Here is a 24,820-nt window from a genome sequence, read left to right on the forward strand (position 1 = left end):
CGGGGGAGGTGGGTGTCGTGGCCGCATCGGTCGTCGAGTCGTCGCAGCAGGAGCCGGGTCATGCCGTGCTCGGGGTGCTGGGGGTGATCGGCGCCGCTCGGGCAGGCCTGGACGCGCGGTTGATCGAGGCCGCGCGGATCGTCGTCGCCACCACGGGGGCGGCGCTGCTCACGGACAAGGGGTTCGCCAGCGTGGAGGAGCTGACCGACGCGCAACGACGGGCGTGGAGGTCCGAGGCCAAGCGAGCCGCGTGCGCGGAGGTCGAGGGCACGCTCGGACTGGGTGTCGTCGAGGCGCGGCACCTCGTGGGTGTCGCCTGTGCACCCAGGGGTGTCCGCATCCCTGTGCTGGGAGCTCTCGACAGGGGTGACGTCACGTGGGGCATGGTCCGCGACTTCTGGCGCCGCTGCGCACGACTCTCCCCCGACGACGCGTCCCTGGTCGCCGAGTCCCTCTTCGGCACCGAGGCCGCCACGGCCGCACCCGAACGCCTCACCCCCGACGACCTCCTGAGGGACACCCCGTGGCACGCCGCGGACTACCGGGCCGCGCTGGAACGGGAGGCCACCCGTGCCGAGGGGGTGGACGTCCAGGCCGAACGCGACCGACGCCGGGATGCCTACCGTCAGCGCCGCGCCAGCGTGGTCGTCGACGCCGACGGGACCGCCACGCTGTCCGTCACCGGACCCCTCATCGCCGTCGTCGCCGCACACTCCCGCATCGAGCGGGCTGCCCGCCTCCTGCGCAAGCACGGCGACCTCCGCACCCTGGACCAGCTCCGCGCCGACGTCACCGCTGCTCTGCTCGTCCACGGGCAGCTCCCCCTCCCCGACACAGCGGACGACGCGTCGGGGTGGCGCGACCTGCAGGTGCCGGACCTGCACAGGATCGCCCGCGTCGTCACGGGCATGCCGACCGTCCAGCTCCAGGTGGTGCTGCCCTGGGACACCCTCACCGGCAGCCCGGCATGCACCCATGCCGGGCTGGACGAGCGGTCCGGCCGCGAGGTGGCACACCTGCTCGGAGCACATCCCGCCGCCCTCACCCCCGGCCATGCGCGCGAGCTCGCCCTGATGCCGGACACCACCCTGAGCCGGCTCCTGTGCGATCCCGCCGACGGGCGCCTCGTCGAACGCACCCTCACCACCTACCGGCCCGACGCGGACATGCGTCGGCAGGTCCTCGCGGCCGACGTCCACTCGCGCGCCCCCGGCACGCAGCACCCTGGTACCACCTGCGAGCTCGACCACGTCAGCCCCTGGGGCGGGTCGGACGAGGAGGGCAGCCGCTGGGCGGCCCGACGGCCGAGACCAACCTCGTCGCCCTCGGCAAGCGGGCGCACCAGCTCAAGACGCTCGGCTGGGCCACCGCCCGGATCAACGACCTCCGCGACCTGACCTGGACCACCCTGCTCGGTCACACGACCACCACCCGCACCCACGACTACCGCCACTACGCACCCACCCCACGGCCGTCCGCGTCCGGACCGGGCGGCACCGCCGACCCCCCGCCACCAGCTGACCCGGACGAGCAGCGCGACGTGCTCAACCGCGCGCTGTACGACGCCCTCGGTGCACGAGGACCCGACGCCCTCCTCACCGACGACGACGACCACCCGGGCACCGGGGACCACGGCGGGCCCCTGTCGCGCTGGATGTTCATCCCCCGCCACCCTGGTGGGCAGCCCCCACCGGCACCCCGCCGCGCCCGCGTCGTCGGATCGGGCCCCGCAGGAGCCCAGCCCGCCGGTCCCGCGGGAATCCAGCCCGCCGGCCCCGCGGGAGACCAGCCCGCCGGCCCCGGCACGGCCAGCGACCCCGACACGCGAGACACCCCGCCCGGCCTGCCCTGGTCGTCCCCTCCGGACGGACCCCCGCCCTTCTGAGGGCTGGGGTGTCGACGCTCAGCGCTGCAGCTCCTCCAGGACGGCCTGCAACCCGTGCCACACCTCGACGAAGGTGGTGGACAGCGGCGAGAGCCCCAGCCGCAGCCCGTCCGGGGAGCGGAAGTCGGGGATCACCCCGCGGTCCCAGAGCCGGGGGTATGCCTCCTCGAAGTCCGGGTGGCGCAGCGTCAGGTGACCGCCGCGCCGCTCGTGCGCACGCGGGCTCGCGACGACGACGCCCACATCGGCGGGCCAGGACTCCACCACGGACCAGGCGAAGTCGGTGAGGCGCAGCGACTTGCGCCGCACCTCGTCGATCCCGGCCTCGGCGAGCAGCTGCGCACCCAGGCGGACCGGCACCATGCCGATGATCGGCGGGGTGCCACTCACCAGGGCCCGGATGCCCGCGGCGGGCTGGTAGCCCTGCTCCATACGGAAGGGGTCGCGACGGCCCATCCATCCCTGCACCGGTTGCTGCAGCGTCGGGAGGTCGTGGTGGCGGCGCGCGAGGTAGGCGTGGGCCGGCGCCCCCGGCCCCCCGCACAGGTACTTGTAGTCACAGCCCACGGCCGCGTCCCAGCCCCACTCGTCGGCCCGCACCGGGACCGAGCCGGCGCTGTGGCTGGTGTCCCACAGGACGAGGGCTCCGGCGTCGTGCACCACCCCCGTGACGCGGGCCGCCTCGGCGACGAAACCGGAGCGGTAGGCCACGTGCGAGAGCAGGACCACGCCGGTGCTCTCGCCCACGACGTCCGCGACCTGCTCCGGGGTCACCCCCGCGGCCGGGTCGGCGTCGATCCACCGCAGGACGAGTCCGCGCTCGGCCGCGACGCCCTCCGCGACGTAGCGGTCGGTCGGGAAGTTGTCGGTGTCGATCACGAGCTCACGACGTGCCGGGTCCGTCGCGAGCTGGTGGTCCACGAGCGCCCGCAGCACCTTGTAGAGCAGGACGGTGGTCGAGTCGGCCACCACCGTCTGGCCGGGGGCCGCGCCCAGGGCGGCAGCGCCGACGAGGTCGCCGACCTCCTCCGGCCAGCGCATCCACCCCTCGTCCCAGGACCGGATGAGCCGGGTGCCCCACTCCTCGCGGACGAAGCGCTCCATCTCCTGCGCGGCCCCGGCGACGGGGCGGCCCAGCGAGTTCCCGTCGAGGTAGGCCACCACGCCGTCCGCCCGCTCGAAGCGGGACACGAAGCGCGCCAGCGGGTCCTGGGCGTCGAGCTCCTGCGCGCGCTGCAGGTCGGGGTCAGCCACGACCGTCACCTCCGTGGTAGCCCTCGGGCTCGACGTCCTGGATGGCCGAGCGCACGTCGTAGAGCTCGGGGAAGAAGGTCAGGTCCAGGGCGCGGCGCAGGAAGGGGGTGCCGCTCGACCCCCCGGTGCCACGCTTGCTGCCGATGATGCGCTCCACCGTCTTGAGGTGACGGAAGCGCCATACCTGGAAGTTGTCCTCGAGGTCGACCAGCTCCTCGGCCGTCTCGTACTCCGCCCAGAACCGCTGGGGGTCGGCGTAGACCCGCCCCAACGCCTCGACCACGCCCGGGTGCGAGTGGTAGGGCTGGGAGACGTCGCGGGCCAGGACCTCCTCGGGTATCGCGTGCCCGCGACGGGCCAGCCACGCCAGCACCTCGTCGTAGAGGCTCGGCCGGTGCAGCAGGCGGACCAGCTCGTCGTGCTGGGCCTCGTCGTGGGCGAAGACGGGGAGCATGCCGGCGTTCTTGTTGCCGAGCATGAACTCCACCGCGCGGTACTGCCAGCTCTGGAAGCCGGAGCCGGTGGCCAGGAAGGCCCGGAACCGGGCGTACTCGCTCGGGGTGAGCGTCGCCAGCACCGACCACTGCTCGGTCATGGAGGCCTGGATGTGCTTGACCCGGGCGATCCGCTTGAGCGCCTGCCGGTGGTCGTCGGCGCCCAGGAGCTCGCAGGCGCTGGTCAGCTCATGGATCACCAGGCGCAGCCACAGCTCGGTCGTCTGGTGCTGGATGATGAAGAGCAGCTCGTCGTGCTGGGGAGGCGTCGCGCGCGGGTGCTGCGCCGACAGCAGGGTGGGCAGGTCGAGGTAGGCGCCGTAGGAGAGGTTGCGCCCGAAGTCGTTCTCGATCCCGTGCTCGAGGTCGCGCTGCGCCCGGGTGTGCCGCGTCACCGGGTCCTCGCCCCGCTGACCGTCGGCGACCGGGTCCGCCCCGCTCACCGGGTCCGGTCCCGCAGGTCGGCGACGTGCGGCGAGACCGAGGGGTCCAGCCCCAGCCCGATCGCGAGGTAGGTCGCGGCGAAGTCGACGGCGGCCACGTGGTCGGCGAGCCGGACGATCGGCGGGCCGCTCTCGGCCTGCACCTCCATGACCCGCACGCCCGCCTCCCGCGCGGTGGTGAGCACCGCGTCGGTCAGGGCCTCCGCCTGCGCGGACTCCCGGGTGGGCGGCTCCACCGGCGCGTCGCGCAGCATGAGCAGGCCCAGCCGCGGCGGGCCCGGACCGTCGAGGTAGGGGTCGGCGAAGAGGTCGTCCCGTCGGCCTCCTTCACCGGGGCCCGTGGGCCGCTCCATGAGCTCACCCTCCGGCTCGGCGAAGTGGTGCGGCTCCCAGCGCGAGGTGTCGATGTCACCCAGCCGGATCCGCGCGTCGTCGTAGGTGCCGGGTCGGCGGCCGCCGATGGCGGTGTAGGGCCCGTCGAAGCAGGCGACGATGCCGCTGGCCGCGTCGGGCAGCTCGCCGAAGGTCGCCGGGATGCGCGCCGTGCGGGCCAGCATCGAGGCGGCGCGGGCCGCGGCCACACCGCCCAGCGGCCCGTCGCCGAGGACCACGGGAACGGTCTCGGCCAGCTGCACGGCCAGCACCTTCGCGGGGTTGACGAAGGCGTCCGAGGAGGGCCGGAACTCCTCGGCGCGCGTGTCCAGTCGGTCGGCGACGCCGACGACCATGTCCGAGGAGGCCTCGAGCAGGCCGAGGCGGTCGGCCCCGATGAGGACCGGGGTCAGCAGGGTCCACAGGGCGGTGCGCGAGCTGGTCCGCCCTCCGCTGCCCACCCCCACGTGCACGCCGCGGGCGCGCCGGCACACCTCGGCCAGCGGCGAGTCGTCCGCCCCGACGGTGAGCAGCATCGCCCCGCGTCGGGCCGCCTCGGCGGCCACGGCGAGCGGCCCCGGCGCGCGCCCGGAGAGCGACACGGCGACCACGAGGTCCATCGGGCCCACCCAGCCCGGCAGCGGCAGGTTGCGCCTGGCCTGGACGGGGACCGGGGACCCCGGCTCCGCGAGCAGCTCCAGGACCTCGGCGACGATCGAGGAGCCGCCGATGGCCGCCACGAGGACCGATCTCGGCCGCTCGCTGCGGGCCAGCCGGTCGATGCCGGCCTCCTCGGTCAGCGTCATCGCCTCGCGCACCTGGGCGCCGGCGCTCGCGAGGGCGCGCAGGGTCTCCCGGGAGTCCTTGCGCGCCAGCTCGTCCGGGTCGTCGAGCAGCGCTTCGTCGATGTAGGGCACGTGACCTCCGCGGCCGCTCAGCCGGTGACCGTGACGACGTCGGCGTCGTCGACGAGCAGGACGGGTATGCCGTCGCGCCAGGGGTAGCGCCGACGCCGCCCCGGACCGTCGCAGTCCTCGGCGCACTCGAGCACGGGCGCGCCGTGCTCGTCGGTCCGGTCGAGGAGCTCGTGCCGCCCCACCGGGCAGCGCAGGATGCTGCGCACCCAGGGGTCGTACTCCGGTCGCGCCATCTCAGGCCTCCTGTCTCACGAGCGCCAGGACGGCGTCCCGGACGCGGACCATCGTCTCACCGTCCTGCGCCTCGACGTTGAGCCGCAGCAGCGACTCGGTGTTGCTGGCCCGCAAGGACACCCACCAGAAGGGGTCGTCGTCGCGCCTCATGAGCAGCCCGTCGCCCGCCCGCTCCCGGGCACCGTGGGCGCGTGCCCAGTCGCGGACCCGATCCGTGGCGGCGGCGACGTCGCGCACCCCGCTGTTGATCTCACCCGAGGCGGCGTAGGGGTCGAGGGGGGCGAGCAGCGCGGACAGGGTGCCCTGCTCCCGCCCCAGCGCGGCCAGCACGTGCAGCGCCGCGAGCAGCCCGCTGTCGGCGTACCAGAAGTCCCGGAAGTAGTAGTGGGCCGAGTGCTCGGCCCCGAAGACGGCGCCGTGCTGCGCCATGCGCGCCTTGACGAAGGAGTGGCCGACGGGTGAGCGCACAAACCGGGCACCGAGGCCCGCGACCGCCTCCTCCACGCCGCGGGAGACGACCGAGCCGTGGACCACCGTGATGTCCCGCGGGCTCTGCCCGGCGGCGACGTCGCGGGCGATCTCGCGGGTCGCGATGAGGGCGGCCACCGCACCGGCCGGCACCTGGACGCCACGCTCGTCGACGAGGACGACCCGGTCGGCGTCGCCGTCGAAGGCGAGCCCGAGGTCCGCGCCGGACCGGACGACGGCGTCCTGCAGGTCGCGGACGTTGGCGGGGTCGAGAGGGTTGGCCTCGTGGTGGGGGAAGGTGCCGTCGAGCTCGAAGTAGAGCGGCTCGACGCTGATCGGCAGGCCCTCGATCCCGAGCACGGCCGGCACCGTGACGCCGGCCATGGCGTTGCCGGCGTCCACGACCAGGCGCAGCGGCCGGATGCCCTCGAGGTCGACCAGCGAGTGCAGGTGGGCGGCGTAGTCCGGCAGGACGTCGGCGTGGCGGACCGCCCCCGCCGGGCCGGCCGGCAGCGTGTGCAGGTCACCGCGGTCGAGCAGCCACTGGGCCAGGTCCCTGACCTCGCCCAGCCCCGACTCCTGGCCGACGGGGCGCGCCCCGGCGCGGCAGAGCTTGATCCCGTTGTAGCCCGCCGGGTTGTGGCTGGCGGTGACCATGGCACCCGGCCGGCCACCCGACCCGCTGGCGTAGTAGAGCGCGTCCGTGGAGCACAGGCCGAGCACGGTGACGTCCACCCCCTGGGACCGGGCGCCCTCGAGGACGGCGTCGGCGAGTGCGGGCGAGGACTCCCTCATGTCCCGCCCGAGCACCATCTCCCGGTGCCCTTCCGGCAGGACCACGACCTGGGCGAAGGCGGCGCCCAGGGCCCGCGCCACCTCCGGGGTCAGGGGTCCGGGGACGCGGCCCCGGATGTCATAGGACGTGATGACGTCGGCGACCTGCATGCCGTGCTCCCTCCACCGACCCGGTCAGCGGTCGCGGAGCACCCGCAGGTGGCCGCGCCGGGCGATCTCGGTGACGGTCGCACCCTCGCGCTGGGCGACGTCCTGGTCGACCCGCACGATCGTGCCCCGGTGCTCCCGGACGGCATCGGCCAGGGCGGCGAGGTCGTCGACCGGGGGGCGGGGCTCGCCCTCGGGCAGCTCCAGGCGCACGACGTCCCACCCACGGGGGGCGGTGAGCCGGGTGGCGTGCTCCTCGCAGAGGTCGTAGCTGTGCGGCTCGGCATACGTCGCCAAGGGCCCCAGCACGGCGGTCTGCTCCGAGTAGACGTAGGTGAGCGTCGACGTGGCGGGGCGGACGCACGCCGTCTTCGAGCACTGGCGAGTGAGGGTCACGCCCGACACTCTAGGCGCCCGCACCCACCAACCCGTGCTGCCACCCCGTGGCGGGCGGGACTGCTGCCCGGTGGCCTAGGGTCACGACCATGGGCAGGCACCGGGACCGGCGAGGGCACGGGATGCGGGGTCCGCTGGCGCGGCCGGGCGTCCCGGTCATGCGCACGCGCCGGGACCGCTTCGACGAGCTCGTCCTCGACGCGGCCGAGGCCCTCGAGCGGCGGCTCGACGCGCCCCTCGGCGTGGAGCTGGCGGTCGAGGAGGTCCCGCCGTCGGACCCCGCGCCGTGGGAGGACGGTGTCGCGCTCGGTCGGTTGTTCCCCGCCGAGCGGGGCGTCCCGGCCCGACTGGTCGTCTACCGCCGCCCCGTCGAGCACCGGGCGGTCGACGAGAGCGAGCTGGCCTCGCTGGTCAGCGAGGTCGTGGTCGAGCAGGTGGCGCGGATGCTGGGCAAGGACCCCGACGACCTGGTCTGAGCGGGCTGAGGGATCGCCGGCTCAGAGCACGACGCCAGGGGTCGCCGGCTCAGGGCACGACGCTGGTGATCGCGGTGACCTCTCGGGTCCACGGGACGGGACGCAGGGTCGTGGCCGCGCGGTAGGGACCGAGGTCGTCCTGCCCGGTGAGGTGCAGCGCGGCGGCGAGCCCCGGCATCGTCGTGTCCCCGGGACGCACCCACACCGCCGAGGTCCCGGCAGGGATCTCGACGAGGGCGCTGGTGTCGTTGTCGAGGTCCACCGTCTGCGACGTCGTGGCACCCTCGCGGGTCCGCAGGAGGACCTCGGCGGTCGTCGCGTCCAGCGCGGCGAGCGACAGCTCCACCCGGGCCCCGGGGACGTCGACGAGGTCGGGCACGGCCGTGCCGACCGGCTGGACGGCGAGGGCCGTGGCGGGCAGCCAGGTGAGGTCGCCGGCGGGACGCACGACCTCGCTGCCGTCCGCGGGCGCGCGGGTGGTGGCCGCCGCCTCGTCCGCCCCGGTGCTGGTCGCCTCCTGCGCGTCCTCGAGCGGTTCGTCCCCGGTGGGGGCCACCCGGACCTGCAGCGACGCGGTGACCGGGGCGTCCGCGCGCAGCCGCAGCCCCGCCGCGCCCTCGTCCAGGCCCGCGATCGGGACGTCCACGGTGGACCCGGCCGGCACCCGCACGGCGGCGGGGTCCGGTGTGGCTGGTCCGGTCGCCGTCACCGAGCCCAGCTCCACCACGGCCGCCCCCTCCGGCGCGAGGACGCGCAGGACCAGGTCCGTCGGGTCCTCGCCCGACGGGACGGGGGGCACGACGAGGTCCCGGGCGGGCGCGGCGGCCGGAGACGTGACGCTCGCCCCGAGCTCGGTGGTCCCGTCCCGGTAGGTCTCGACCAGCTGGGCCGCGACCGGGCCGCCCTCGGCGCGCACCCCCAGGGCGGGAGCGTCGACACCCTCCGCCAGGGCGTCGACGGGTCGCACCAGCCGGCCCCCCGCGGGCACCACGAGACCGGCGCCCCCGGTGACCCGGACCGGTCCGGCCTCGCCGCGCAGCTCCAGATCGACGCGCACCGGGTCGGCCCCGGGGTTGGTCAGGACGAGGCTCTCGGTGCGCCCCGGCTCGGCGCCCCCGGCCAGCAACCACTGGTCCTCGGCGGGCGCCACGCACCCGGAGAGCGCCGCTCCGCGCGGCGACGTGGCCGTCTGCTCCGCCCCGGTGCCGACGAGGACCTGCCCGGCCACCAGCCCCGCGGCGTCGCTGCCCGTGGCGAGGACCAGCGCCGAGTCCCCCTCGGCCAGCGGGACGCCGTCGGCCGCCTCCCCCAGCGGCACGGGGTCGGCGGACGGCCCCTGCGACCCGAGGACCTGCAGACGTCCTGCCCCCGGCCCGTCGCCGGGCAGGAGCTGCTCCGGCGCGGTGACGGCGAGCGCCCGGCCCGGGAGCCCTTCGCGGCCGGCGCAGGCCAGGGCGGCCTGCTCGACGAGCGCCTGCCTCCCTCCGTCGGCGGAGGCGTCGGCGGAGGTGCCGGGCCCGGCCGTCGGCGTCGACCCGTCGCCCTGGCCGGCACCCCAGCCTCCCGGCACCGTGCTGGTCCAGGCCAGCGCGGCCACGGCCGCGGCGGCCAGGGCCGGCCGCAGCCAGACGGCCCCGGGGGACCGGTCGTCACTGCTCACGGGACCTCCTCCGGCTCGTCCTCGGTCCGTCCGACGGGCAGGGCGAGGAACGCGGTCACGGCGCCGAGCACCAGCGCCAGGACGAGCGCCCTCAGGCCCGGTCGCTCGAGATCGACCTCCACGACGTGCTGTCCCTGGGGCAGGGGGACCCGGTGGGGGTCCTCCACCGCGACCTCCCGGCCGTCCACACGGACCTGGGCCACCTGCGCCCACCCGGACGGCTCGGCGACCGCCAGGACTGCCCCGGCGGGCACGTCGACCCGGCCCGAGGCTGCGCCGTGCGGGCCGTCGGCGGGCAGCACGGCCACGCCCCGGCCCGCCTCGTCCAGCACCCGGGTGCGCCCGGGATCACCGTCGACCATGCGCCACAGGACCGAGCCGCTAGGGCTGGACACCCGCCCGAGCCCCGAGATCCGGTCCAGCTGGGTGACGGCGGGATGGCTGTCGTCGGACTCCAGCAGGACGTAGCCGACCCCGAGGTCGAGCAGCTCGTCCTGCGCCTGGTCGGCCGGTGCGCCGCCGACGAGGGACTCGACGACCCCTTCCACCACCACCTGCTGCGGCCGGGGGGTGGGGGTACCGAGCTCGACGGTCCGGTCGCGCTGCAGACGTCCCGGCTCCGGCTCGGCACCCTGCAGGTCGACGACGAGGCCCGCACCGTCCGGACGCAGCACGAGGGTGCGGACCGCACCCGGGCCGTACGCCTCCTCGACGGCGACAGCGGGCAGCGGCTGCCCGGCCACCTCCAGGGCTGGTCGCTGGGCGGTCCACGGCGTCGACAACGCCGTGGCGAGCGGGGCGGCGAGCACCACGACCGCGGCCAGCGTCGCCGGGCGGGTCCACCGGCCGGCACCACCCGGTCGCAGCAGGTGCTCCACGGTGGTGCCGGCGGCCAGCAGCAGCGCAGCTCCCGCCAGCGACAGCGTCGGCCCCGTCCACAGGGTGACCAGCAGCCCCTCCTCGGGATGCCCCGGCGCCATGACCCCCAGCGCGGTCCGCGCCGCCAGCTGGGCCGCGCCGACAGCGGCGAGGGCGCCCAGCACCAGCGCGGCGACCCGGCGCCCGTCGCGGCCGGGCAGGAGCAGCCCACCGAGGGCCGCGAGCCACCAGGTCGCGGCGAGCCACAGGGGCAGGCCCGGCGCCCCGGCGTCGGCAGGCTGCAGCAGGAGGAGCTGCCAGAGCGCGGAGGGCGACGGGAGGTCGAGCGTGGCGGTGGTGGCACCGGCACCCCCCAGCAGCCGCAGCGGGTGCGCGGCCAGGGCACCCCACCAGGGCAGCAGGAGCAGCCACGGCAGGACCAGCACGACGGCCCCGCGCCAGCGGGCTCCCCCGCGGCCGAGCACGAGGAGGAGCACGCCCGCGGCGGTGGCGACGACGAGGACCGACGGCACCCAGGTCGAGGCCGCGGCCAGCCCCAGGGCGGTCGCGAAGGCGGCGGCGGCCCGCCGGGTGCCCCCGCCCCGGTGCGCGACCACCAGCAGCCCGGCGACGAGCAGGGGCGCGAGCACGTGCACGACGACCGGGCCCACCCGACCCTGGCCGGTGGCCGCGGCGAGCGGAGCGGCGACGCCCCAGCCGAGGGCGAGGGACGCGCGGGCCCAGCGCCGGGCGGTGCTGCGTCGCAGCGCCAGGTATGCCGTGACCACGCTGAGCAGGGGGGCGAGCACGAGGAGCCAGGCCAGGGCAGGTCCGGCGGTGTCCCGCCCGGCTCCCGGCAGCAGGCCCGTCACGGCGGCCAGGGCGGCCAGGGGCAGCAGCCAGGTCTGGGGCGGGTCGTCGTGCCCGAGACCGCCCCCACGCCACCCGTCGACGGCGGAGGACCACAGCGCTGCGCCGTCGCCGAGCCCGGGACCGAGCTCCCCGCCGACCCAGCCGGTGCCGGCCGGGTCGAGCCCGGCCCAGAGCCCCCGGGCCCACCAGGCGGTGAGCAGCAGGGTGAGGGCGCCGGTGGCGACCAGCGGCCAGCTCCACCACCGCGCGGCGCGCCCCTCCCCCGCGAGCTCGTCGAACTCCTCCGACACCGGGCCGCTGTCGGCGGACCGGGTGGAGGCACGCCGGCGCCCCGACCCCCGGGCCCGGCGCGAGCGGGGGTCCAGCGCCTCTCCCACCGTCTCCAGGGTCGCCCCCCACCCGGCGTCGCGCGGCTCGTGCAGGCCGGCCAGGTCACGAGGGGCGACGGTCCGCGCCCGGCAGAACCGACGTCGGGCTCCCCAGCCGCGGGCGGGAGCCAGCACGGCCCGGACGTCCGCCCACTCCCCGGCGGCCTCGGCAGGACGCTTGACGAGCAGGAGGAGCAGGGCCGCGGCCAGGCTCGTGAGCAGCACCCCGAGCGAGCGCCACGGCGCCGCCCACGCCGGGCCACGGGCGAGGGCGAGCTGTCGGGTGCGGATGCGGGTGCGCAGGGGGTCCTCCACCCCGAGGCCGGCGTCGTCCAGGCGGACCACGGCGTCGGGGGCGACGACCACGCGATGACCGGCCAGGTGCGCCCGCCACCCGACGTCGAGACCGTCGACCCCGTCGGCGGCGAAGGCGCGGTCCAGCCCGCCGATCGCCTCCAGCAGGTCCCGGTTTACCAGGGACCCGCTCAACGGGACCCCGAGCACGTCCTGCCGCAGGTCCAGCTGGCCCTGGTCGACGAGGGCCCGCACCGTCGGGTCCACGACGCGCCCGGCGGGGGTGAGGTGGTGGCCCATCGAGCGGAGCAACCGGGGCTGGTCGGTCCGGACCAGCTTGGGCCCGACCACCCCGACGCGGCTGCTGCGTCGAGACGCCCCGACCAGGGCGGCGAGCGCCCCGGGCTCGGGGACCGCACCGGGGGTGAGGAACCAGACCCAGCGCCCCGGGCCGGAGGGCAGCCGGCCCAGCGCGGCGTCCACCTGCGCCTCCCGGTCGGTCCCGACGTGCGCGAGGAGGGTCAGCCCGATCCCCAGCTCGCCGGCCAGCGCCTGCAGCTCGGCGGCCCGCTCCCCCTCCGGGTCCGGGTGGACGACGAGCACCCCCGCCGGTGTCCGCTCCTGCCGGGCCACCGCCCGCAGCGTCCGGGCATACCCCTCGTCGAGGCCCTCCACGCCCGGGCCGGCAGCCGGCTCCGCTGCACCCAGCAGGACGACCCGTACGTCGTCCGTCGCCGCACGGGCCCGGCGGGCGCCGGGCGGGGGCGGGACAGGTGTCGGGGACATGGCTGGGTCCGTGGCCTCCGGGTCGGTCCTGCCGACCGGCGCCGGGCGACCGCTCAGACCGCGCGCTTCTTCAGCTTGCGCCGCTCCCGCTCCGACAGCCCGCCCCAGATCCCGAAGCGCTCGTCGTTGGACAGGGCGTACTCCAGGCACTCGGCCCGGACCTCGCACCCGACGCACACCTTCTTGGCCTCGCGGGTGGACCCGCCCTTCTCCGGGAAGAACGCCTCAGGATCGGTCTGCGCGCACAGCGCCCGCTCCTGCCAGGACATCTCCTCCGTCTCGTCGATCCCGTGCATCATGGACATCAGTTCCAGCTCGTGCATGGCTCCTCCTCGACCTCTCGCCTACACACCTGCCGCCGGCCACGCCCCCGCGGCCGAAGGTGCTCCGGCGCAAGATCGCAACACCTGAATTACACGCGTGTCATCCGCTGGAGTCAACCCCGCATCTGCTAGACGCCGCCGCGACGCGACAATACCGACATGCAGATCACCGTCCTGGCCGGCGGCGTCGGCGGCGCCCGCTTCACCCGCGGCCTCCTCGCCGCGCTCCCCCGCGACGGCCACGACGGGCCTGACGGACCCCCGTCGGTCACCGTCGTCGGCAACACCGGCGACGACATCACGCTGGTGGGGCTGCGGGTGTGCCCGGACCTGGACACCCTGCTCTACACCCTGGGCGGCGCGGTCGACGAGGCCCAGGGCTGGGGCCGCGCCGAGGAGACCACGGCGGTCGCGCGCGAGCTCGCGGCGCTGGGCGTGGGGCCGGAGTGGTTCACCCTGGGTGACCGTGATCTCGCCACCCACCTGGCACGCACGCGGTGGCTGGCCCAGGGCCTCACCCTGAGCCAGGTCACCGAGCGGCTGGCCGCGCGGTGGGGGCTGCCGGAGCAGGGGGTGCGGCTCCTCCCGGCGACGGACACCCCGATCGAGACCCACGTGGTCGTGGACGACGAGGAGGGTGGGGAGCGGGCCCTGCACTTCCAGGAGTGGTGGGTGCGCCACCAGGCGGCCCTCCCGGCCCACCGGTTCACCGTGGCCGGCCTGGCGCAGGCCTCGGCCGCCCCGCAGGTCCTCGACGCGATCCGGTCGGCCGACCTCGTCCTGCTGCCCCCGAGCAACCCGGTCGTGTCCATCGGGATCATCCTGGGCGTCCCCGGCGTGCGGGAGGCGCTGCGGGGGACGCGGGCCCCGGTGGTCGGGGTCAGCCCGCTCCTGGGGGGGCGACCGGTCCGGGGGCATGCCGACGCCTGCCTGCGCCCGTTGGGCGTCGAGGTCAGCGCGTCCGGCGTCGCGGGCCTCTACGCCGACTTCCTGGACGGCTGGCTCGTCGACACCGCCGACGACCCCGCCACCGTCGACTACCCCTCGAGGCTGCGCGTCCGGTCCCTCGACCTGCTCATGCGGGACCAGGAGGGGGCGGCCCGGCTGGCGGGAGCGGCCCTGGAGCTGGGGCGCGAGCTGCGCGTCGCGACCGCGGGTCGGGGCTGACGTGGCGGGGCCCGACGCCCTGCACGTGCTGCCGCTGACCGGGATCCCCGAGGTGACCGAGGGCCTGGACCTCGCCGGCGCGCTGGTCGGCGCCGCCGAGCGCTGGGGCGGGGTGCAGGACGGCGACGTGGTGGTGGTCTCCAGCAAGCTCGTCTCCAAGGCGCTGGGGCTGCGCCACGAGGCGCCCACGGACCGGCTCGACGTGGTGCGTGAGCACACCGTGCGCGTGGTGGCCGAGCGCCTCACGCCCTCCGGCCTGACCCAGGTCGTGGAGTCGGTCGCCGGCCCGGTGCTGGCCGCGGCGGGCGTCGACGCCAGCAACACCGGGGCGGAGGACGCGGTGCTCGTGCTCCCCCGCGACCCGGACCGGGCGGCGCGAGACCTGCACCGGGCCGTGCGCGCGCACCTGGTGGCGGGGGCCGGCGACGTCGCCCGCTTCGGGCTCCTCCTCACGGACACGGCCGGGCGGCCGTGGAGGGAGGGGCAGACGGACCTGGCGCTGGGCGCCTGCGGGATGGTCGTGCTGGAGGACCTCCGGGGTGCGCCCGACGCCGACGGGCGGACCCTGTCGGTCACCAGCCGCGCCGTCGCGGACGAGCTCGCCGCCGCGGCGGACCTCGTCAAGGGCAAGGCGAGCGGCGTGGGGGCGGTCCTCGTGCGGGGGGTCGAGGCGCTGGTCCTGGAGGCCCCCGGGGACGGGGCGCGCCGCTTGGTCCGCACCGGACCCGGAGACTGGTTCGCCCTGGGCCACCGGGAGGCGGTCCGGGCGGCGCTCGGTGCCCCTCCGGGGAGCACCGCCGCGCAGGAGGTCGGCCTGCCCGGGGTCGTGCCCGAGTCGGCGGAGCAGCGGGCGGGGCGCGCCACGGCGCTGGCGCTGCTGGGTCACGAGGGCGTCCGGGTGAGCGGCACGGTGGTCGACGGGTTCGTCGTGCGGGCACCGGACCCGGTGCTGGCGGGCAGGGTCGCCGCCCGCCTCGAGGTGGCGCTGGCCGGCGAGGACCTGCGGGCGGGGGTCGGCGTCGTCAGCGGGACCGGTGACGCGTGACCGGGAGGTGCGTGCGCGGGGCCATCCGCTGGCCCCGGCGCGGTCGCATCGCCCCGGAGAGCTCGAGCAGACGCTGCACCCGGTAGCGGTGCCCCGCGTAGGGCAGCAGCAGCTCCACCAGGCCGTGGTCGTCGACGGGTCGGCCGGTCAGGGCCCATCCGATGTTGGCCGCCACGTGGTAGTCGCCGAAGGACACGGCGTCCGGGTCGCCCAGGGCCCGGTGCGCCGTCTCGGCGGCGGTCCAGACCCCGACCCCGGGGACGGCGGTGAGCCGGGCCCGCGCCGTCGCGTGCGGGAGCGCGACGCACTCCTCGAGGCGGGCGGCGACGCGCACCACCCGCAGGACGGTGTCGGCCCGCTGCGGGCTCACCCCCGCCCGCAGCCACTCCCAGGACGGGACGGCGAGCAGGGTGTCCGCCGAGGGCGGCACCCGCAGGCCGAGCCCCGCGCCGGGGCCCGGTGCCGGCTCGCCGAACCGCTGCACCATCCGGCGCCACCCCGAGAACGCCTCCTGCCCCGTCACCTTCTGCTCCACCACCGCCGGCACCAGCGACTCCAGCACGAGCCCGGTGCGGGGCACCCGCCAGCCGGGGTGCCGCCGCAGCGCCTGCACCACGGGCTCGTGGACCGGGACGAAGCCGTCCGGCTCGTCCTCCTCCCCCAGCATGCGCGGGAGGTGCTCGAGGACCCACTCCGCGCCCGGGCCCCACGCCCGCGCCGCCACGGGGGCGTCCGCCGGTCGTCGGGGCAGCCGCAGGGTGGCCGGGCCCTGGGGCGTGCACAGCCCCCGCCACAGCGCGCCCCCGCCGACCTGCCACGCCGGGTCCCCCGCCCCGCGGCGCAAGGTGCCCCAGGTCGCCCCCACGTCGAGGGGGGCGAGCGGGCGCCATACGCGGTGCCGGGCCGTGTCCACGACCCGCAACCCTGCCTCGCTGGTTGCCCCGGACGCAAGGGCAGCAGTTAGCGTGGGCGTCGTGCAGCTTCCTCACGAGATCCTCGCTCGGGCCGTCGCCGCCGACGCCACCCGCCCGGCTCTCACCTACTACGACGACCGTCCCGAGGGTGCCGGGGAGCGGATCGAGATCTCGCGCAAAGTCCTCGGCACCTGGGTGGCCAAGGCCGCGAACGCGCTCCAGGAGGGGCTCGACGTGCAGCCGGGCTCGGTGGTGCTCGTGGACCTGCCCGCCCCGCACTGGCGGCTGGCCTACTGGGCGCTGGCCGTGTGGTCGGTGGGCGCGACCCTCACCGTCGACGCCCACGAGGGCGCCGACGTGCTCGTCACCGCCGATCCCGACGCGCCCGTCGCGGACGACTGCGACGAGGTCGTCGCGGTGTCGCTGCCCGCGCTGGCCCGACGCTTCGGCGGCGAGCTGCGCTCGGGGGTGATGGACGAGGCGGCCGAGCTCGCGAGCTACGCCGACGACTTCACCGCGTGGGACGAGGCGGAGGACGGGGACACGGCCCTCGTCAGCGCCGGGGAGCGGGTGACCTACGCCGACCTCCTCACCGGGCTGCCGGACGTGCCGGACGGCGCCCGGACGCTGCTCTTTGACAGCGATCCCGGCCTGTTCGTGCGACAGGTGCTGCAGCTCCTGGACCGCCAGGCCTCCGGGGTCCTGGTCCACGGCGGGGCGGCACCGCAGGACGACCCCCGCTGGGCCGCCGAGGGCGTCGACCACCGCCCGGGGACCGGCGGCGGGAAGCCGGCGACCGACCGGTAGCCTCGCGGGCATGGACAAGGTCGTCGCCTCCGCCGCGCAGGCGCTCGAGGGGCTCACCGACGGGATGACCGTCGCGGTGGGCGGCTTCGGGCTCTCGGGCATCCCCACCGTGCTCATCCACCAGGCGCTCGAGCAGGGCACCACCGACCTCGAGGTCGTCTCCAACAACTGCGGTGTCGACGGCGCCGGCCTGGGGCTGCTGCTGTCCCGGGGCCGCATCCGCCGCGTCATCGCCTCCTACGTCGGGGAGAACAAGGAGTTCGCGCGCCAGTACCTCTCCGGCGAGCTCGAGGTCGAGCTGACCCCGCAGGGCACCCTGGCGGAGAAGCTGCGCGCCGGCGGCGCCGGCATACCGGCCTTCTTCACCCCCACCGGCGTCGGCTCGCAGGTCTCCGAGGGCGGTATGCCGTGGCTCTACGACAGCGACGGCGTCGTGGTCAAGGAGTCCCCGGCCAAGGAGACCCGCGGGTTCGAGGTACGCGGGCACACCCGCGACCACGTGCTGGAGCACGCCATCTTCGCCGACTTCGCCCTCGTCCGGGCCGCCCGAGGCGACCGGCACGGCAACCTCGTCTTCAACCAGTCCGCCCGCAACTTCAACCCGTTGTGCGCCATGTCCGCGCAGGTCGCCGTCGCCGAGGTCGAGGAGCTGGTCGAGCCGGGCGAGATCGACCCGGACGACGTCCACCTCCCGGGCATCTACGTCCAGCGCGTGCTGCCCCTCACCGCGCAGCAGGCCGGTGACAAGGACATCGAGAAGCGGACCACGCGTCCGCGTCCCCCCGCCGCGACCGACCAGGAGGCCTGAGCCATGCCGCTCACCCGTGAGGAGATGGCGGCCAGGGCGGCCGCCGAGCTGCACGACGGCGACTACGTCAACCTCGGGATCGGCATGCCGACCCTCGTCCCCAACTACGTCCCGGACGACGTCGAGCTGGTCCTGCAGTCCGAGAACGGCATCCTCGGGGTGGGGCCGTACCCGTACGAGGGGGACGAGGACCCCGACCTCATCAACGCGGGCAAGGAGACGGTCACCGTCCGCCCCGGCGCCAGCTTCTTCGACTCCGCGACCAGCTTCGGGATGATCCGCGGCGGCAAGGTCGACGCCGCGATCCTCGGCGCGATGCAGGTGTCCGCGGCCGGTGACATCGCCAACTGGATGATCCCGGGCAAGATGGTCAAGGGCATGGGTGGGGCGATGGACCTGGTCATGGGGGCCAAGAAGGTCGTCGTGCTCATGGACCACGTCGCCAAGGACGGATCGGCAAAGATCGTCGACGAGTGCGACCTGCCCATCACCGGCCTACGGGTCGTCCAGCGCATCATCACCGACCTGGCCGTCATCGACGTCACGCCCGACGGCCTGGTGCTGCGCGAGCTGGCACCGGGCGTCACCGTCGAGGAGGTCGTCGAGCGGACCGGACCGCCCCTGCGGGTCGCCCTCGACGAGCCCACCCCGGAGCCTGAACCGCCGGCCTAGCCGTCAGCCGCGGGGGCCTCGCAGGAAACCGGCACCCCAGGTGAGGTGCATGGTGGCCAGCACGGCGGGCATCCGTGCCACGACCCTCGGGTCGCGCCCGCGCGCGATCCAGGCGCCGCCGGCGGTGACGGCGGCGGCATACCCGAGGGGGAGCAGCCACAGCGGGCGCCACGCCACGCCCCCGGCCGCCCCGAGGACGAGGAGGCCGAGGGTGACCGGAGGCGCGAGGTAGCGGGCGTTCACCGAGTCCGGGTGCTGGCGCACCACCTGCCGTCGCCACTGCCCGCTGCCGTAGAACTGCCGGGCGAGGTCGCGGAACGTGGACCGGGGACGGTAGGTCACCGTGAGCTCCGGCGTGAACCACACCGTGCCGCCGGCCTGCCGGATCCGGTGGTTCATCTCCCAGTCCTGGGCCCGGGTGAACGCGGGGTCGTAGCCGCCCACGCGGCGCAGCCAGTCGCGCCGGAACACGCCCAGGAAGACGGTGTCCGCCGGCCCGGCCTCACCCCCGACGTGGAAGCGCTCGGCGCCCATGCCGAGCGGCGAGCGCATCGCCAGCGCGACCGCCTCCTGCATGGCGCCGGTCCCCTCGGCCAGCATGATCCCGCCGACGTTGGCGGCGCCGGTCTCCTCGAGGATCTCGACCGCGCGCCGGACGTAGCCCTCGCTGAGCTCCCCGTGCCCGTCCATCCGGACGACGATCTCGTGACGGGCCCGCGCCACGGCGGCGTTGAGGCCGTCCGGGGTGCGGCCCGAGGGGTTCTGGACCACCTGGACGCGGTCGTCCGCGGCGGCGAGCCCGTCGGCGACCTCCTGCGTGCGGTCCCGGCTGGGGCCCACCGCGAGGACCACCTCCATCGCGCCCGGGTAGTCCTGGGCCAGCACCGAGCGCACGGCCTGGGGCAGGTGCTCCTGCTCGTTGAGGACGGTCATGACGACCGACACGGGCGGGGCGGAGACGGGCCGGGACGCAGAGCTCACGCCGCGAGGCTACCCGGCTCGTGGACGCGCGCGACGGTGCGGCACTCCCAGCCCGGGGCAAGGTGGAGCACGTAGTCTGTCGTCCCGTGCCCGACCATCCGCAGGACGACTGGACCCGCCCCATGCCGCGTACCCCGCGGGGGGGCCGTCGCCACGACCCCGACGCCACCGAGCGCATCCCGCTGCCCTACGTGGACCGGCCAGGCCCGGACCGCGACGACGCCTGGGGGTACGACGCGCGGCAGGGCCGCGGTGACGATCGGGACCGCGAGCGGCCCCCGTCGCGGTACGACGAGCACGGTCGCCACGACGACCAGGACCGGTATGCCGGGCACGAGCGGCCCGAGGACCGGCAGCGGTACGCCGCTCCCCCGCCCCGGCGACGCCGACCGCGCTACGCCCTCCGCCGCGCCGCCGCTCTGGTGGCGCTGGGCGTGGTCGCCTACCTCGTCTCGATGATCGTCGTCGTCGCCCTGGTCTGGGGCAGCGTCAACCGCATCGACGCCACCCCCGACGTGGCCGACCGCCCGATCGGGGCGGCCGGGGCCAACTACCTGCTGGTCGGCACGGACAGCCGGGAGCAGCTCACCGACGAGCAGCGCGGCGAGTTCGGGACCGGGTTCACCGAGGGTCACCGGGCGGACACGGTCATGCTGCTGCACGTGCCCACCGTCGGCGCGCCGACCCTGGTGAGCCTGCCCCGGGACAGCTACGTCGAGATCCGCGACGGGGGGTTCAACAAGCTCAACGCCGCCCATGCCAACGGTGGTCCCGAGCTGCTCGTGGACACCGTGGAGCGGGCCACCGGGCTCCGGGTGGACGGCTACCTCGAGATCGGCTTCGGCGGCTTCGTCGACGTCGTCAACGGGGTCGGGGGCGTGGAGATGTGCCTGGACCAGCCGATCGCGGACGAGAAGGCGCACATCGACCTCCCGGCGGGGTGCCAGGAGCTGGCCGGCGAGCAGGCGCTGGGATACGTCCGCATGCGGTACAGCGACCCGCGTGGCGACCTCGGCCGCGTCGAGCGGCAGCGCGAGTTCCTCTCCGCCCTCGTCGACCGCATGCTCACCCCCGCCACCGTGCTCGTGCCCTGGCGGCTGCACGACGTGGGCACCTCCACCGGGTCGGCTCTCAGCCTGGGCGACGACACCTCGATGCTCGAGGCGGGCCGGATGGCCTGGGCCATGCGTCAGGTCGCGGCCGGCGAGGGCAACTCGGTGACGGTGCCCATCGCCGACACGAACTACCCGACGGAGGTGGGCAGCACCGTGCTGTGGGACGAGCAGGGGGCCAGCCAGCTGTTCACCGCGCTCCGTCAGGGGCAGGCCATCACTGTCGAGCCCTGAGCCCCGTCGGGCTACCCTTGCGCTGATCGGAGGTGACCATGGCGGACCCGCACGAGACGGACCACGAGCCGGAGACGACGGCTCCCGCACCGGCGTCGCAGGACCCCACGCTGGTGGCCGGGCGCTACCGCATCGTCCGCACCCTGGGCCGTGGTGGGGGCGGGCACGTCTGGCTCGCGACGGACGAGAACCTCGGGCGGCAGGTCGCCCTCAAGCGGGTCGGGGGCGAGCCCGACACCGAGGTGCTGCTGAGCCGCGGGTTCCGCGAGGCCCGCACCAGCGCGACGTTGGCCCACCAGCACGTCGTCCGCGTCTACGACGCCTTCGAGCACGAGGGGTCTCCCTGGATCGTCATGGAGTTCGTGGAGGGCCCCTCCCTGGCCGAGCTCATCAGCGACGGCCGACGCCTGCCGCCGGATCAGGTGGCCGCCGTGGGGGCGCAGATGGCGACCGCGCTGGCCGCGGCCCACCGCGCCGGCATCCTGCACCGTGACGTCAAGCCGGCCAACGTCCTGCTCACCGGCGGGGAGGGCCACGACGCGAAGCTCACCGACTTCGGCATCGCGCGGGCCGACGAGGACCCGCAGCTGACGCGGACCGGCTTCGTGTCGGGCACCGCCGCCTACTTCTCCCCCGAGCTCGCCCGCGGCGAGGACCCGAGCACCGCCTCGGACGTCTGGGCCCTGGGCGCCACGCTCTACGCGGCCGTCGAGGGTCGACGGCCCTACGAGGAGCGGCCCAACGCGGTGGCCCAGCTCCACACGATCGCGCGGGAGGAGCCACGCCCGCCCGAGCACGCAGGGCCCCTCACGGCGGCGCTGCAGGGCATGCTGGACCCCGATCCGCAGAGCCGGTGGGACGCGGCCCGGGCGGCCCGGGAGCTCGGCGCCGTCGCGGAGGGTCAGGACCCCGAGGACGGGGGCGGCGGCGTACGTCCGGCCGCCGCGGGTGCCGCCGCCGGCGCCGCGGCCGGTGCTGCCGCCGGTGCGGCGGCCGGTCACGCAGCCGACCACACCCAGGCGGTGCCGCAGGCCGACCCCACGCGCTCCTTCCCCCGGGCCACCCCCGACCCGGTCCGCGCCGACGCCCCCGCCGATCCCCCACCCACCTACCACCGCGAGCACCGGCCCCAGGGGGCCGACCGCCGCGGCGGCCCCGTCCGGACCCAGCCCCGCCGCGGCGTGTGGCTGGGCTGGCTGCTCGCCGTGCCGCTGGCCCTGCTGCTGGGCTGGCTGGTGTGGAGCATCGCGACGGCTCCCGACACCGGTGGGGGGACCCCGGCGGACCCGGGCCCGACCTCGCAGGCACCCGGCACGCCGGTCAGCGCCCAGGAGGCGCAGAGCCTCGCGGAGGAGTTCTACACCACGCTGGAGCGCGAGGGTCTCGCGGCCGCGCAGGAGCTGACCACCCCCTCGGCCTACATCGCCCCCGACATCGCGGACGGGTTGGACGCCGTCTCGGTCACCGACCTCACGGCGCAGGAGCAGGAGGACGGCACCGCCCAGGTCGACGCCGTGGTCACCTACACCTACGGTCCGGTCGTCATCGAGCAGCAGGAGACGCTGGGCGTCGTCCGCGAGGACGGACAGGCCCGCATCTCGGTGCGGCAGGCGGTGGAGCGCAGCAGGTCGGGTGAGCCGACCGACGCCGCCGACAGCGGCAGCGAGGACGGCGACCCCGACGAGGGGGACGGCAACGGCGACGACACCGACCGCGACGACACCAACCGCGAGGACACCAACCGCGACGACCAGAGCGAGGGCACCGGCAGCGGCGACGGCGGCTGAGCCCGTCGCGGCCCGGCTCAGCCGCGGAGCAGCTGGCGGGCCATGACGACCCGCTGGATCTGGTTGGTGCCCTCGTAGATCTGGGTGATCTTGGCGTCCCGCATCATCCGCTCGACGGGGAAGTCGCGGGTGTAGCCATACCCCCCGAGCAGCTGCACCGCGTCGGTGGTGACCTCCATCGCGACGTCCGAGGCGAAGCACTTGGCCGCCGCGCCGAAGAACGGCAGGTCGGCGTCTCCACGCTCGGACTTCGCCGCCGCGACGTAGACCATCTGGCGGGCGGCCTCGAGCTTCATGCCCATGTCGGCGAGCATGAACTGCACCCCCTGGAAGTCGGCGACGGACCGACCGAACTGCTGCCGTTCCTTGACGTAGCCGAGGGCGAAGTCCAGGGCGCCCTGGGCGATGCCCACGGCCTGCGCCCCGATGGTGACCCGCGTGTGGTCCAGGGTGCGCAGGGCGATCTTCAGGCCCTCCCCGAGGCCACCGACCATGCGGTCGCCCGGGATCCGGCAGCCGTCGAAGAGCAGCTCCCGGGTGGGGCTGCCCTTGATGCCGAGCTTCTTCTCCGGCGCGCCGAAGGTGAAGCCCTCGTCGCCCTTCTCCACCACGAAGGCGGTGACGTTGCGCCCGCGGGGGCCGTCCGGGTCGGTCACGGCCATGACGGTGTAGTACTCGCTGACCCCCGCGTTGGTGATCCACGACTTCTGCCCGGTGAGGACGAAGTCGTCGCCGTCGGCGACCGCCTTGCAGGTCATGCCCGCGGTGTCCGACCCCGCCCCGGCCTCGGAGAGGCCGTAGGAGAACATGGCCGCCCCGGAGGCCACCGCCGGGAGGTACCTGGCCTTGACCTCCTCGCTGGCGGCGAGGATGAGCGGCATGGTGCCGAGCTTGTTGACGGCGGGGATGAGCGAGCTGCTGGCGCAGGCCCGGGCGACCTCCTCGATGACGATGCAGGTGGCCAGCGCGTCCGCGCCGACCCCGTCGTAGTCCTCGGCGATGTGCGGGGCGTGGAAGTCGGTCGCGACGAGGGCCTTGAGCGCCTCGTCGGGGAAGCGGCCCTCCTCGTCGACGGCGGCGGCGTGCGGCGCGATCTGCTCGTCCGCGACCTCGCGGACCGCCTCCCGCAGCGCCTCGTGATCCTCGTTGATCCGGAACAGGTCGAACTCGCTCGTGCTCATGGGGGGCAGCGTACCCCCGCCCGGAGCGGGCCTGACGTGCGCGTCACCCGCCCAGCGCGGGGATGACCTCGCTCTCGAAGAGCTCGATGCCGGAGGTGTCGAAGGCCGCCTCGGGGAAGTAGGTGATGGCGTAGGTCATGCCCAGCGCCTCCAGGCCCGTCAGCGACTCGGCGACCTGCTCGGGGGTCCCGACCAGGGGTTGGGTGCGCAGGCTCTCGGCCTGGGCCCGCGCCGCCTCCTCGGAGAGCCCGGCGCGACGGTAGCGCTCGCTCACCGCGCTGAGCCGCTCCTCCACCTCGCCGGCGTCCCGGCCGATGACGACGTTGTAGTTGGCGCTGCGGACGATCTCCTCGGGGTCCCGGCCCACGTCGGCGCAGTGCTCGGCCAGCACGGCGGACTTGTGCCGGAACCCGTCCGGGGAGCCGTCGAAGTTGGTGGCGTCGGCATACTCGGCGGCGATGCGCAGGGTCTTGCGCTCCCCGCCGCCGGCGACCCAGACCGGTATGCCGTTGCGCGGGCTGCCCCCGAACCCCTCGGTGCTGCCCTGCAGGGGTCGGGGGAAGCACATGGCCCCGTCGACCTGGTAGTGCTCGCCGTCCAGCGTCGCCGACCCGGTCGTCCACATCTGCCGGAAGACGTCGACGCCCTCGCGCAGCCGCGCCAGCCGCTCCCCCGCGCCGGGGAAGCCGTAGCCGTACGCGCGCCACTCGTGCTCGTACCACCCCGCGCCGATGCCCATGTCCACCCGACCGCCGGAGATGACGTCCACGGTCGCGGCGACCTTGGCGAGGTAGGTCGGCGCGCGGTAGCTCATGCAGGTGCACATCTGGCCCAGGCGCACGCGTCCGGTGGTCGCGGCCAGCGCGGCCATGAGCGTCCAGGCCTCGTGGCAGGCCTCCTCGCTGGGCTCGGGCACGGTGTGCACGTGGTCGTAGACCCAGACCGACGTCCAGCCCTCCTCCGCGTCGGCGTGCCGGGCCACGTCGAGCATGGCCCCCCACTGCTGCTGCGGGGGGATGCCGACGAGGTCCATCCGCCAGCCCTGGGGCACGAAGAGTCCGAAGCGCAT

Annotated in this window: 22 protein-coding genes; 9 read left to right on the forward strand and 13 right to left on the reverse strand. The window is 75.6% G+C overall.

Going from position 1 to position 24,820, the window contains the following annotated elements; translation table 11 throughout:
* Positions 1-17: 17 nt before the first annotated feature.
* Complete coding sequence (locus Q0967_RS00750; protein WP_298747721.1) at positions 18-1,397, forward strand: hypothetical protein; 1,380 nt, start codon at positions 18-20, stop codon at positions 1,395-1,397.
* 506 nt (positions 1,398-1,903) lie between these two features.
* Here the strand turns inward: Q0967_RS00750 and Q0967_RS00755 are convergent.
* From Q0967_RS00755 to Q0967_RS00780, 6 genes are read right to left on the reverse strand one after another with little or no spacing between them, the layout of a single operon-like run.
* Positions 1,904-3,139 carry a kynureninase gene (locus Q0967_RS00755; protein WP_298747719.1) on the reverse strand — a complete coding sequence of 412 codons (1,236 nt, stop codon included), beginning with the start codon at positions 3,137-3,139 and terminating at the stop codon, positions 1,904-1,906.
* Positions 3,132-4,028 carry a tryptophan 2,3-dioxygenase gene (locus tag Q0967_RS00760; RefSeq protein WP_298748193.1) on the reverse strand — a complete coding sequence of 299 codons (897 nt, stop codon included), beginning with the start codon at positions 4,026-4,028 and terminating at the stop codon, positions 3,132-3,134. The genes Q0967_RS00755 and Q0967_RS00760 overlap by 8 nt, the downstream gene beginning before the upstream one ends.
* A 44-nt stretch (positions 4,029-4,072) precedes the next feature.
* Entirely contained in the window at positions 4,073-5,365 is a 1,293-nt protein-coding gene (locus tag Q0967_RS00765; protein ID WP_299448817.1) for an SIS domain-containing protein, read from the reverse strand.
* 17 nt (positions 5,366-5,382) lie between these two features.
* Positions 5,383-5,598, reverse strand: coding sequence for a Trm112 family protein (locus tag Q0967_RS00770; RefSeq protein ID WP_298747715.1), 216 nt, complete (start codon positions 5,596-5,598; stop codon positions 5,383-5,385).
* A gap of 1 nt (position 5,599) precedes the next feature.
* Entirely contained in the window at positions 5,600-7,012 is a 1,413-nt protein-coding gene (manB, locus tag Q0967_RS00775) for a phosphomannomutase/phosphoglucomutase (RefSeq protein WP_298747713.1), read from the reverse strand.
* Between the two features lie 24 nt (positions 7,013-7,036).
* Positions 7,037-7,405, reverse strand: a complete 369-nt coding sequence (locus Q0967_RS00780) for a DUF3499 domain-containing protein (protein WP_298747711.1) — start codon at positions 7,403-7,405, stop codon at positions 7,037-7,039.
* Between the two features lie 89 nt (positions 7,406-7,494).
* Here Q0967_RS00780 and Q0967_RS00785 point away from each other — a divergent pair, with 89 nt between their 5' ends.
* On the forward strand, positions 7,495-7,881 hold the full coding sequence (locus tag Q0967_RS00785) for a metallopeptidase family protein (RefSeq protein WP_298747709.1): 387 nt from the start codon (positions 7,495-7,497) through the stop codon (positions 7,879-7,881).
* A 49-nt stretch (positions 7,882-7,930) separates the two neighbouring features.
* On the opposite strand, the gene Q0967_RS00790 is transcribed toward Q0967_RS00785, so the two are convergent.
* From Q0967_RS00790 to Q0967_RS00800, 3 genes are read right to left on the reverse strand one after another with little or no spacing between them, the layout of a single operon-like run.
* Positions 7,931-9,541 (reverse strand): DUF5719 family protein, encoded by a 1,611-nt coding sequence (locus Q0967_RS00790; protein ID WP_298747707.1) that lies wholly within the window; start codon positions 9,539-9,541, stop codon positions 7,931-7,933.
* Positions 9,538-12,720, reverse strand: a complete 3,183-nt coding sequence (locus tag Q0967_RS00795) for a glycosyltransferase (RefSeq protein WP_299448820.1) — start codon at positions 12,718-12,720, stop codon at positions 9,538-9,540. Before Q0967_RS00795 ends, Q0967_RS00790 begins: the two co-directional genes overlap by 4 nt.
* A 53-nt stretch (positions 12,721-12,773) precedes the next feature.
* Positions 12,774-13,043 (reverse strand): WhiB family transcriptional regulator, encoded by a 270-nt coding sequence (locus Q0967_RS00800; protein ID WP_058891690.1) that lies wholly within the window; start codon positions 13,041-13,043, stop codon positions 12,774-12,776.
* A 159-nt stretch (positions 13,044-13,202) separates the two neighbouring features.
* Here Q0967_RS00800 and cofD point away from each other — a divergent pair, with 159 nt between their 5' ends.
* The gene (gene cofD / locus Q0967_RS00805) at positions 13,203-14,210 is read left to right on the forward strand and encodes a 2-phospho-L-lactate transferase (protein WP_298747646.1); all 1,008 of its coding nucleotides are present in this window, start codon (positions 13,203-13,205) and stop codon (positions 14,208-14,210) included.
* Between the two features lies 1 nt (position 14,211).
* The gene (locus Q0967_RS00810) at positions 14,212-15,255 is read left to right on the forward strand and encodes a coenzyme F420-0:L-glutamate ligase (RefSeq protein WP_298747643.1); all 1,044 of its coding nucleotides are present in this window, start codon (positions 14,212-14,214) and stop codon (positions 15,253-15,255) included.
* Here the strand turns inward: Q0967_RS00810 and Q0967_RS00815 are convergent.
* Positions 15,233-16,168 (reverse strand): DNA-3-methyladenine glycosylase, encoded by a 936-nt coding sequence (locus tag Q0967_RS00815; RefSeq protein WP_299448823.1) that lies wholly within the window; start codon positions 16,166-16,168, stop codon positions 15,233-15,235. The genes Q0967_RS00810 and Q0967_RS00815 overlap by 23 nt on opposite strands.
* Before the next feature lie 61 nt (positions 16,169-16,229).
* On the opposite strand from Q0967_RS00815, the gene Q0967_RS00820 reads away from it, so the two are divergent.
* Genes Q0967_RS00820 through Q0967_RS00830 form a run of 3 tightly spaced genes read left to right on the forward strand, consistent with a single transcriptional unit; the run spans position 16,230 to position 18,456 of the window.
* Entirely contained in the window at positions 16,230-16,976 is a 747-nt protein-coding gene (locus Q0967_RS00820; protein ID WP_298747637.1) for a TIGR03089 family protein, read from the forward strand.
* A 10-nt stretch (positions 16,977-16,986) separates the two neighbouring features.
* Positions 16,987-17,784, forward strand: a complete 798-nt coding sequence (locus Q0967_RS00825) for a CoA transferase subunit A (RefSeq protein ID WP_298747634.1) — start codon at positions 16,987-16,989, stop codon at positions 17,782-17,784.
* A 3-nt stretch (positions 17,785-17,787) separates the two neighbouring features.
* Positions 17,788-18,456: a 3-oxoacid CoA-transferase subunit B gene (locus tag Q0967_RS00830; RefSeq protein ID WP_298747631.1), complete on the forward strand. Its 669-nt coding sequence runs from the start codon at positions 17,788-17,790 to the stop codon at positions 18,454-18,456.
* Between the two features lie 3 nt (positions 18,457-18,459).
* Here Q0967_RS00830 and Q0967_RS00835 read toward each other — a convergent pair whose 3' ends face one another.
* The gene (locus tag Q0967_RS00835) at positions 18,460-19,437 is read right to left on the reverse strand and encodes a glycosyltransferase family 2 protein (RefSeq protein ID WP_298747628.1); all 978 of its coding nucleotides are present in this window, start codon (positions 19,435-19,437) and stop codon (positions 18,460-18,462) included.
* An 86-nt stretch (positions 19,438-19,523) separates the two neighbouring features.
* On the opposite strand from Q0967_RS00835, the gene Q0967_RS00840 reads away from it, so the two are divergent.
* On the forward strand, positions 19,524-20,783 hold the full coding sequence (locus Q0967_RS00840; protein WP_298747625.1) for an LCP family protein: 1,260 nt from the start codon (positions 19,524-19,526) through the stop codon (positions 20,781-20,783).
* Between the two features lie 38 nt (positions 20,784-20,821).
* Positions 20,822-22,570, forward strand: coding sequence for a serine/threonine-protein kinase (locus tag Q0967_RS00845; RefSeq protein ID WP_298747622.1), 1,749 nt, complete (start codon positions 20,822-20,824; stop codon positions 22,568-22,570).
* A 17-nt stretch (positions 22,571-22,587) separates the two neighbouring features.
* Here Q0967_RS00845 and Q0967_RS00850 read toward each other — a convergent pair whose 3' ends face one another.
* Positions 22,588-23,751: an acyl-CoA dehydrogenase family protein gene (locus Q0967_RS00850; protein ID WP_298747619.1), complete on the reverse strand. Its 1,164-nt coding sequence runs from the start codon at positions 23,749-23,751 to the stop codon at positions 22,588-22,590.
* Positions 23,752-23,794: 43 nt separating this feature from the next.
* Positions 23,795-24,820 (reverse strand): LLM class F420-dependent oxidoreductase, encoded by a 1,026-nt coding sequence (locus Q0967_RS00855; protein ID WP_298747617.1) that lies wholly within the window; start codon positions 24,818-24,820, stop codon positions 23,795-23,797.

The sequence above is a fragment of the uncultured Serinicoccus sp. genome (assembly GCF_947500995.1).
Classification (GTDB): Bacteria; Actinomycetota; Actinomycetes; order Actinomycetales; family Dermatophilaceae; genus Ornithinicoccus.

What these genes read in the sequence shown, in the direction of transcription:
- Q0967_RS00770 (WP_298747715.1), bottom strand. Translation starts at nt 5,598, where the DNA reads ATGGCGCGACCGGAGTACGACCCCTGGGTGCGCAGCATCCTGCGCTGC.
- manB (WP_298747713.1), bottom strand. Translation starts at nt 7,012, where the DNA reads ATGCAGGTCGCCGACGTCATCACGTCCTATGACATCCGGGGCCGCGTC.
- Q0967_RS00785 (WP_298747709.1), top strand. Translation starts at nt 7,495, where the DNA reads ATGGGCAGGCACCGGGACCGGCGAGGGCACGGGATGCGGGGTCCGCTG.
- Q0967_RS00795 (WP_299448820.1), bottom strand. Translation starts at nt 12,720, where the DNA reads ATGTCCCCGACACCTGTCCCGCCCCCGCCCGGCGCCCGCCGGGCCCGT.
- Q0967_RS00800 (WP_058891690.1), bottom strand. Translation starts at nt 13,043, where the DNA reads ATGCACGAGCTGGAACTGATGTCCATGATGCACGGGATCGACGAGACG.
- cofD (WP_298747646.1), top strand. Translation starts at nt 13,203, where the DNA reads ATGCAGATCACCGTCCTGGCCGGCGGCGTCGGCGGCGCCCGCTTCACC.
- Q0967_RS00825 (WP_298747634.1), top strand. Translation starts at nt 16,987, where the DNA reads ATGGACAAGGTCGTCGCCTCCGCCGCGCAGGCGCTCGAGGGGCTCACC.
- Q0967_RS00830 (WP_298747631.1), top strand. Translation starts at nt 17,788, where the DNA reads ATGCCGCTCACCCGTGAGGAGATGGCGGCCAGGGCGGCCGCCGAGCTG.
- Q0967_RS00845 (WP_298747622.1), top strand. Translation starts at nt 20,822, where the DNA reads ATGGCGGACCCGCACGAGACGGACCACGAGCCGGAGACGACGGCTCCC.
- Q0967_RS00850 (WP_298747619.1), bottom strand. Translation starts at nt 23,751, where the DNA reads ATGAGCACGAGCGAGTTCGACCTGTTCCGGATCAACGAGGATCACGAG.
- Q0967_RS00855 (WP_298747617.1), bottom strand. Translation starts at nt 24,820, where the DNA reads ATGCGCTTCGGACTCTTCGTGCCCCAGGGCTGGCGGATGGACCTCGTC.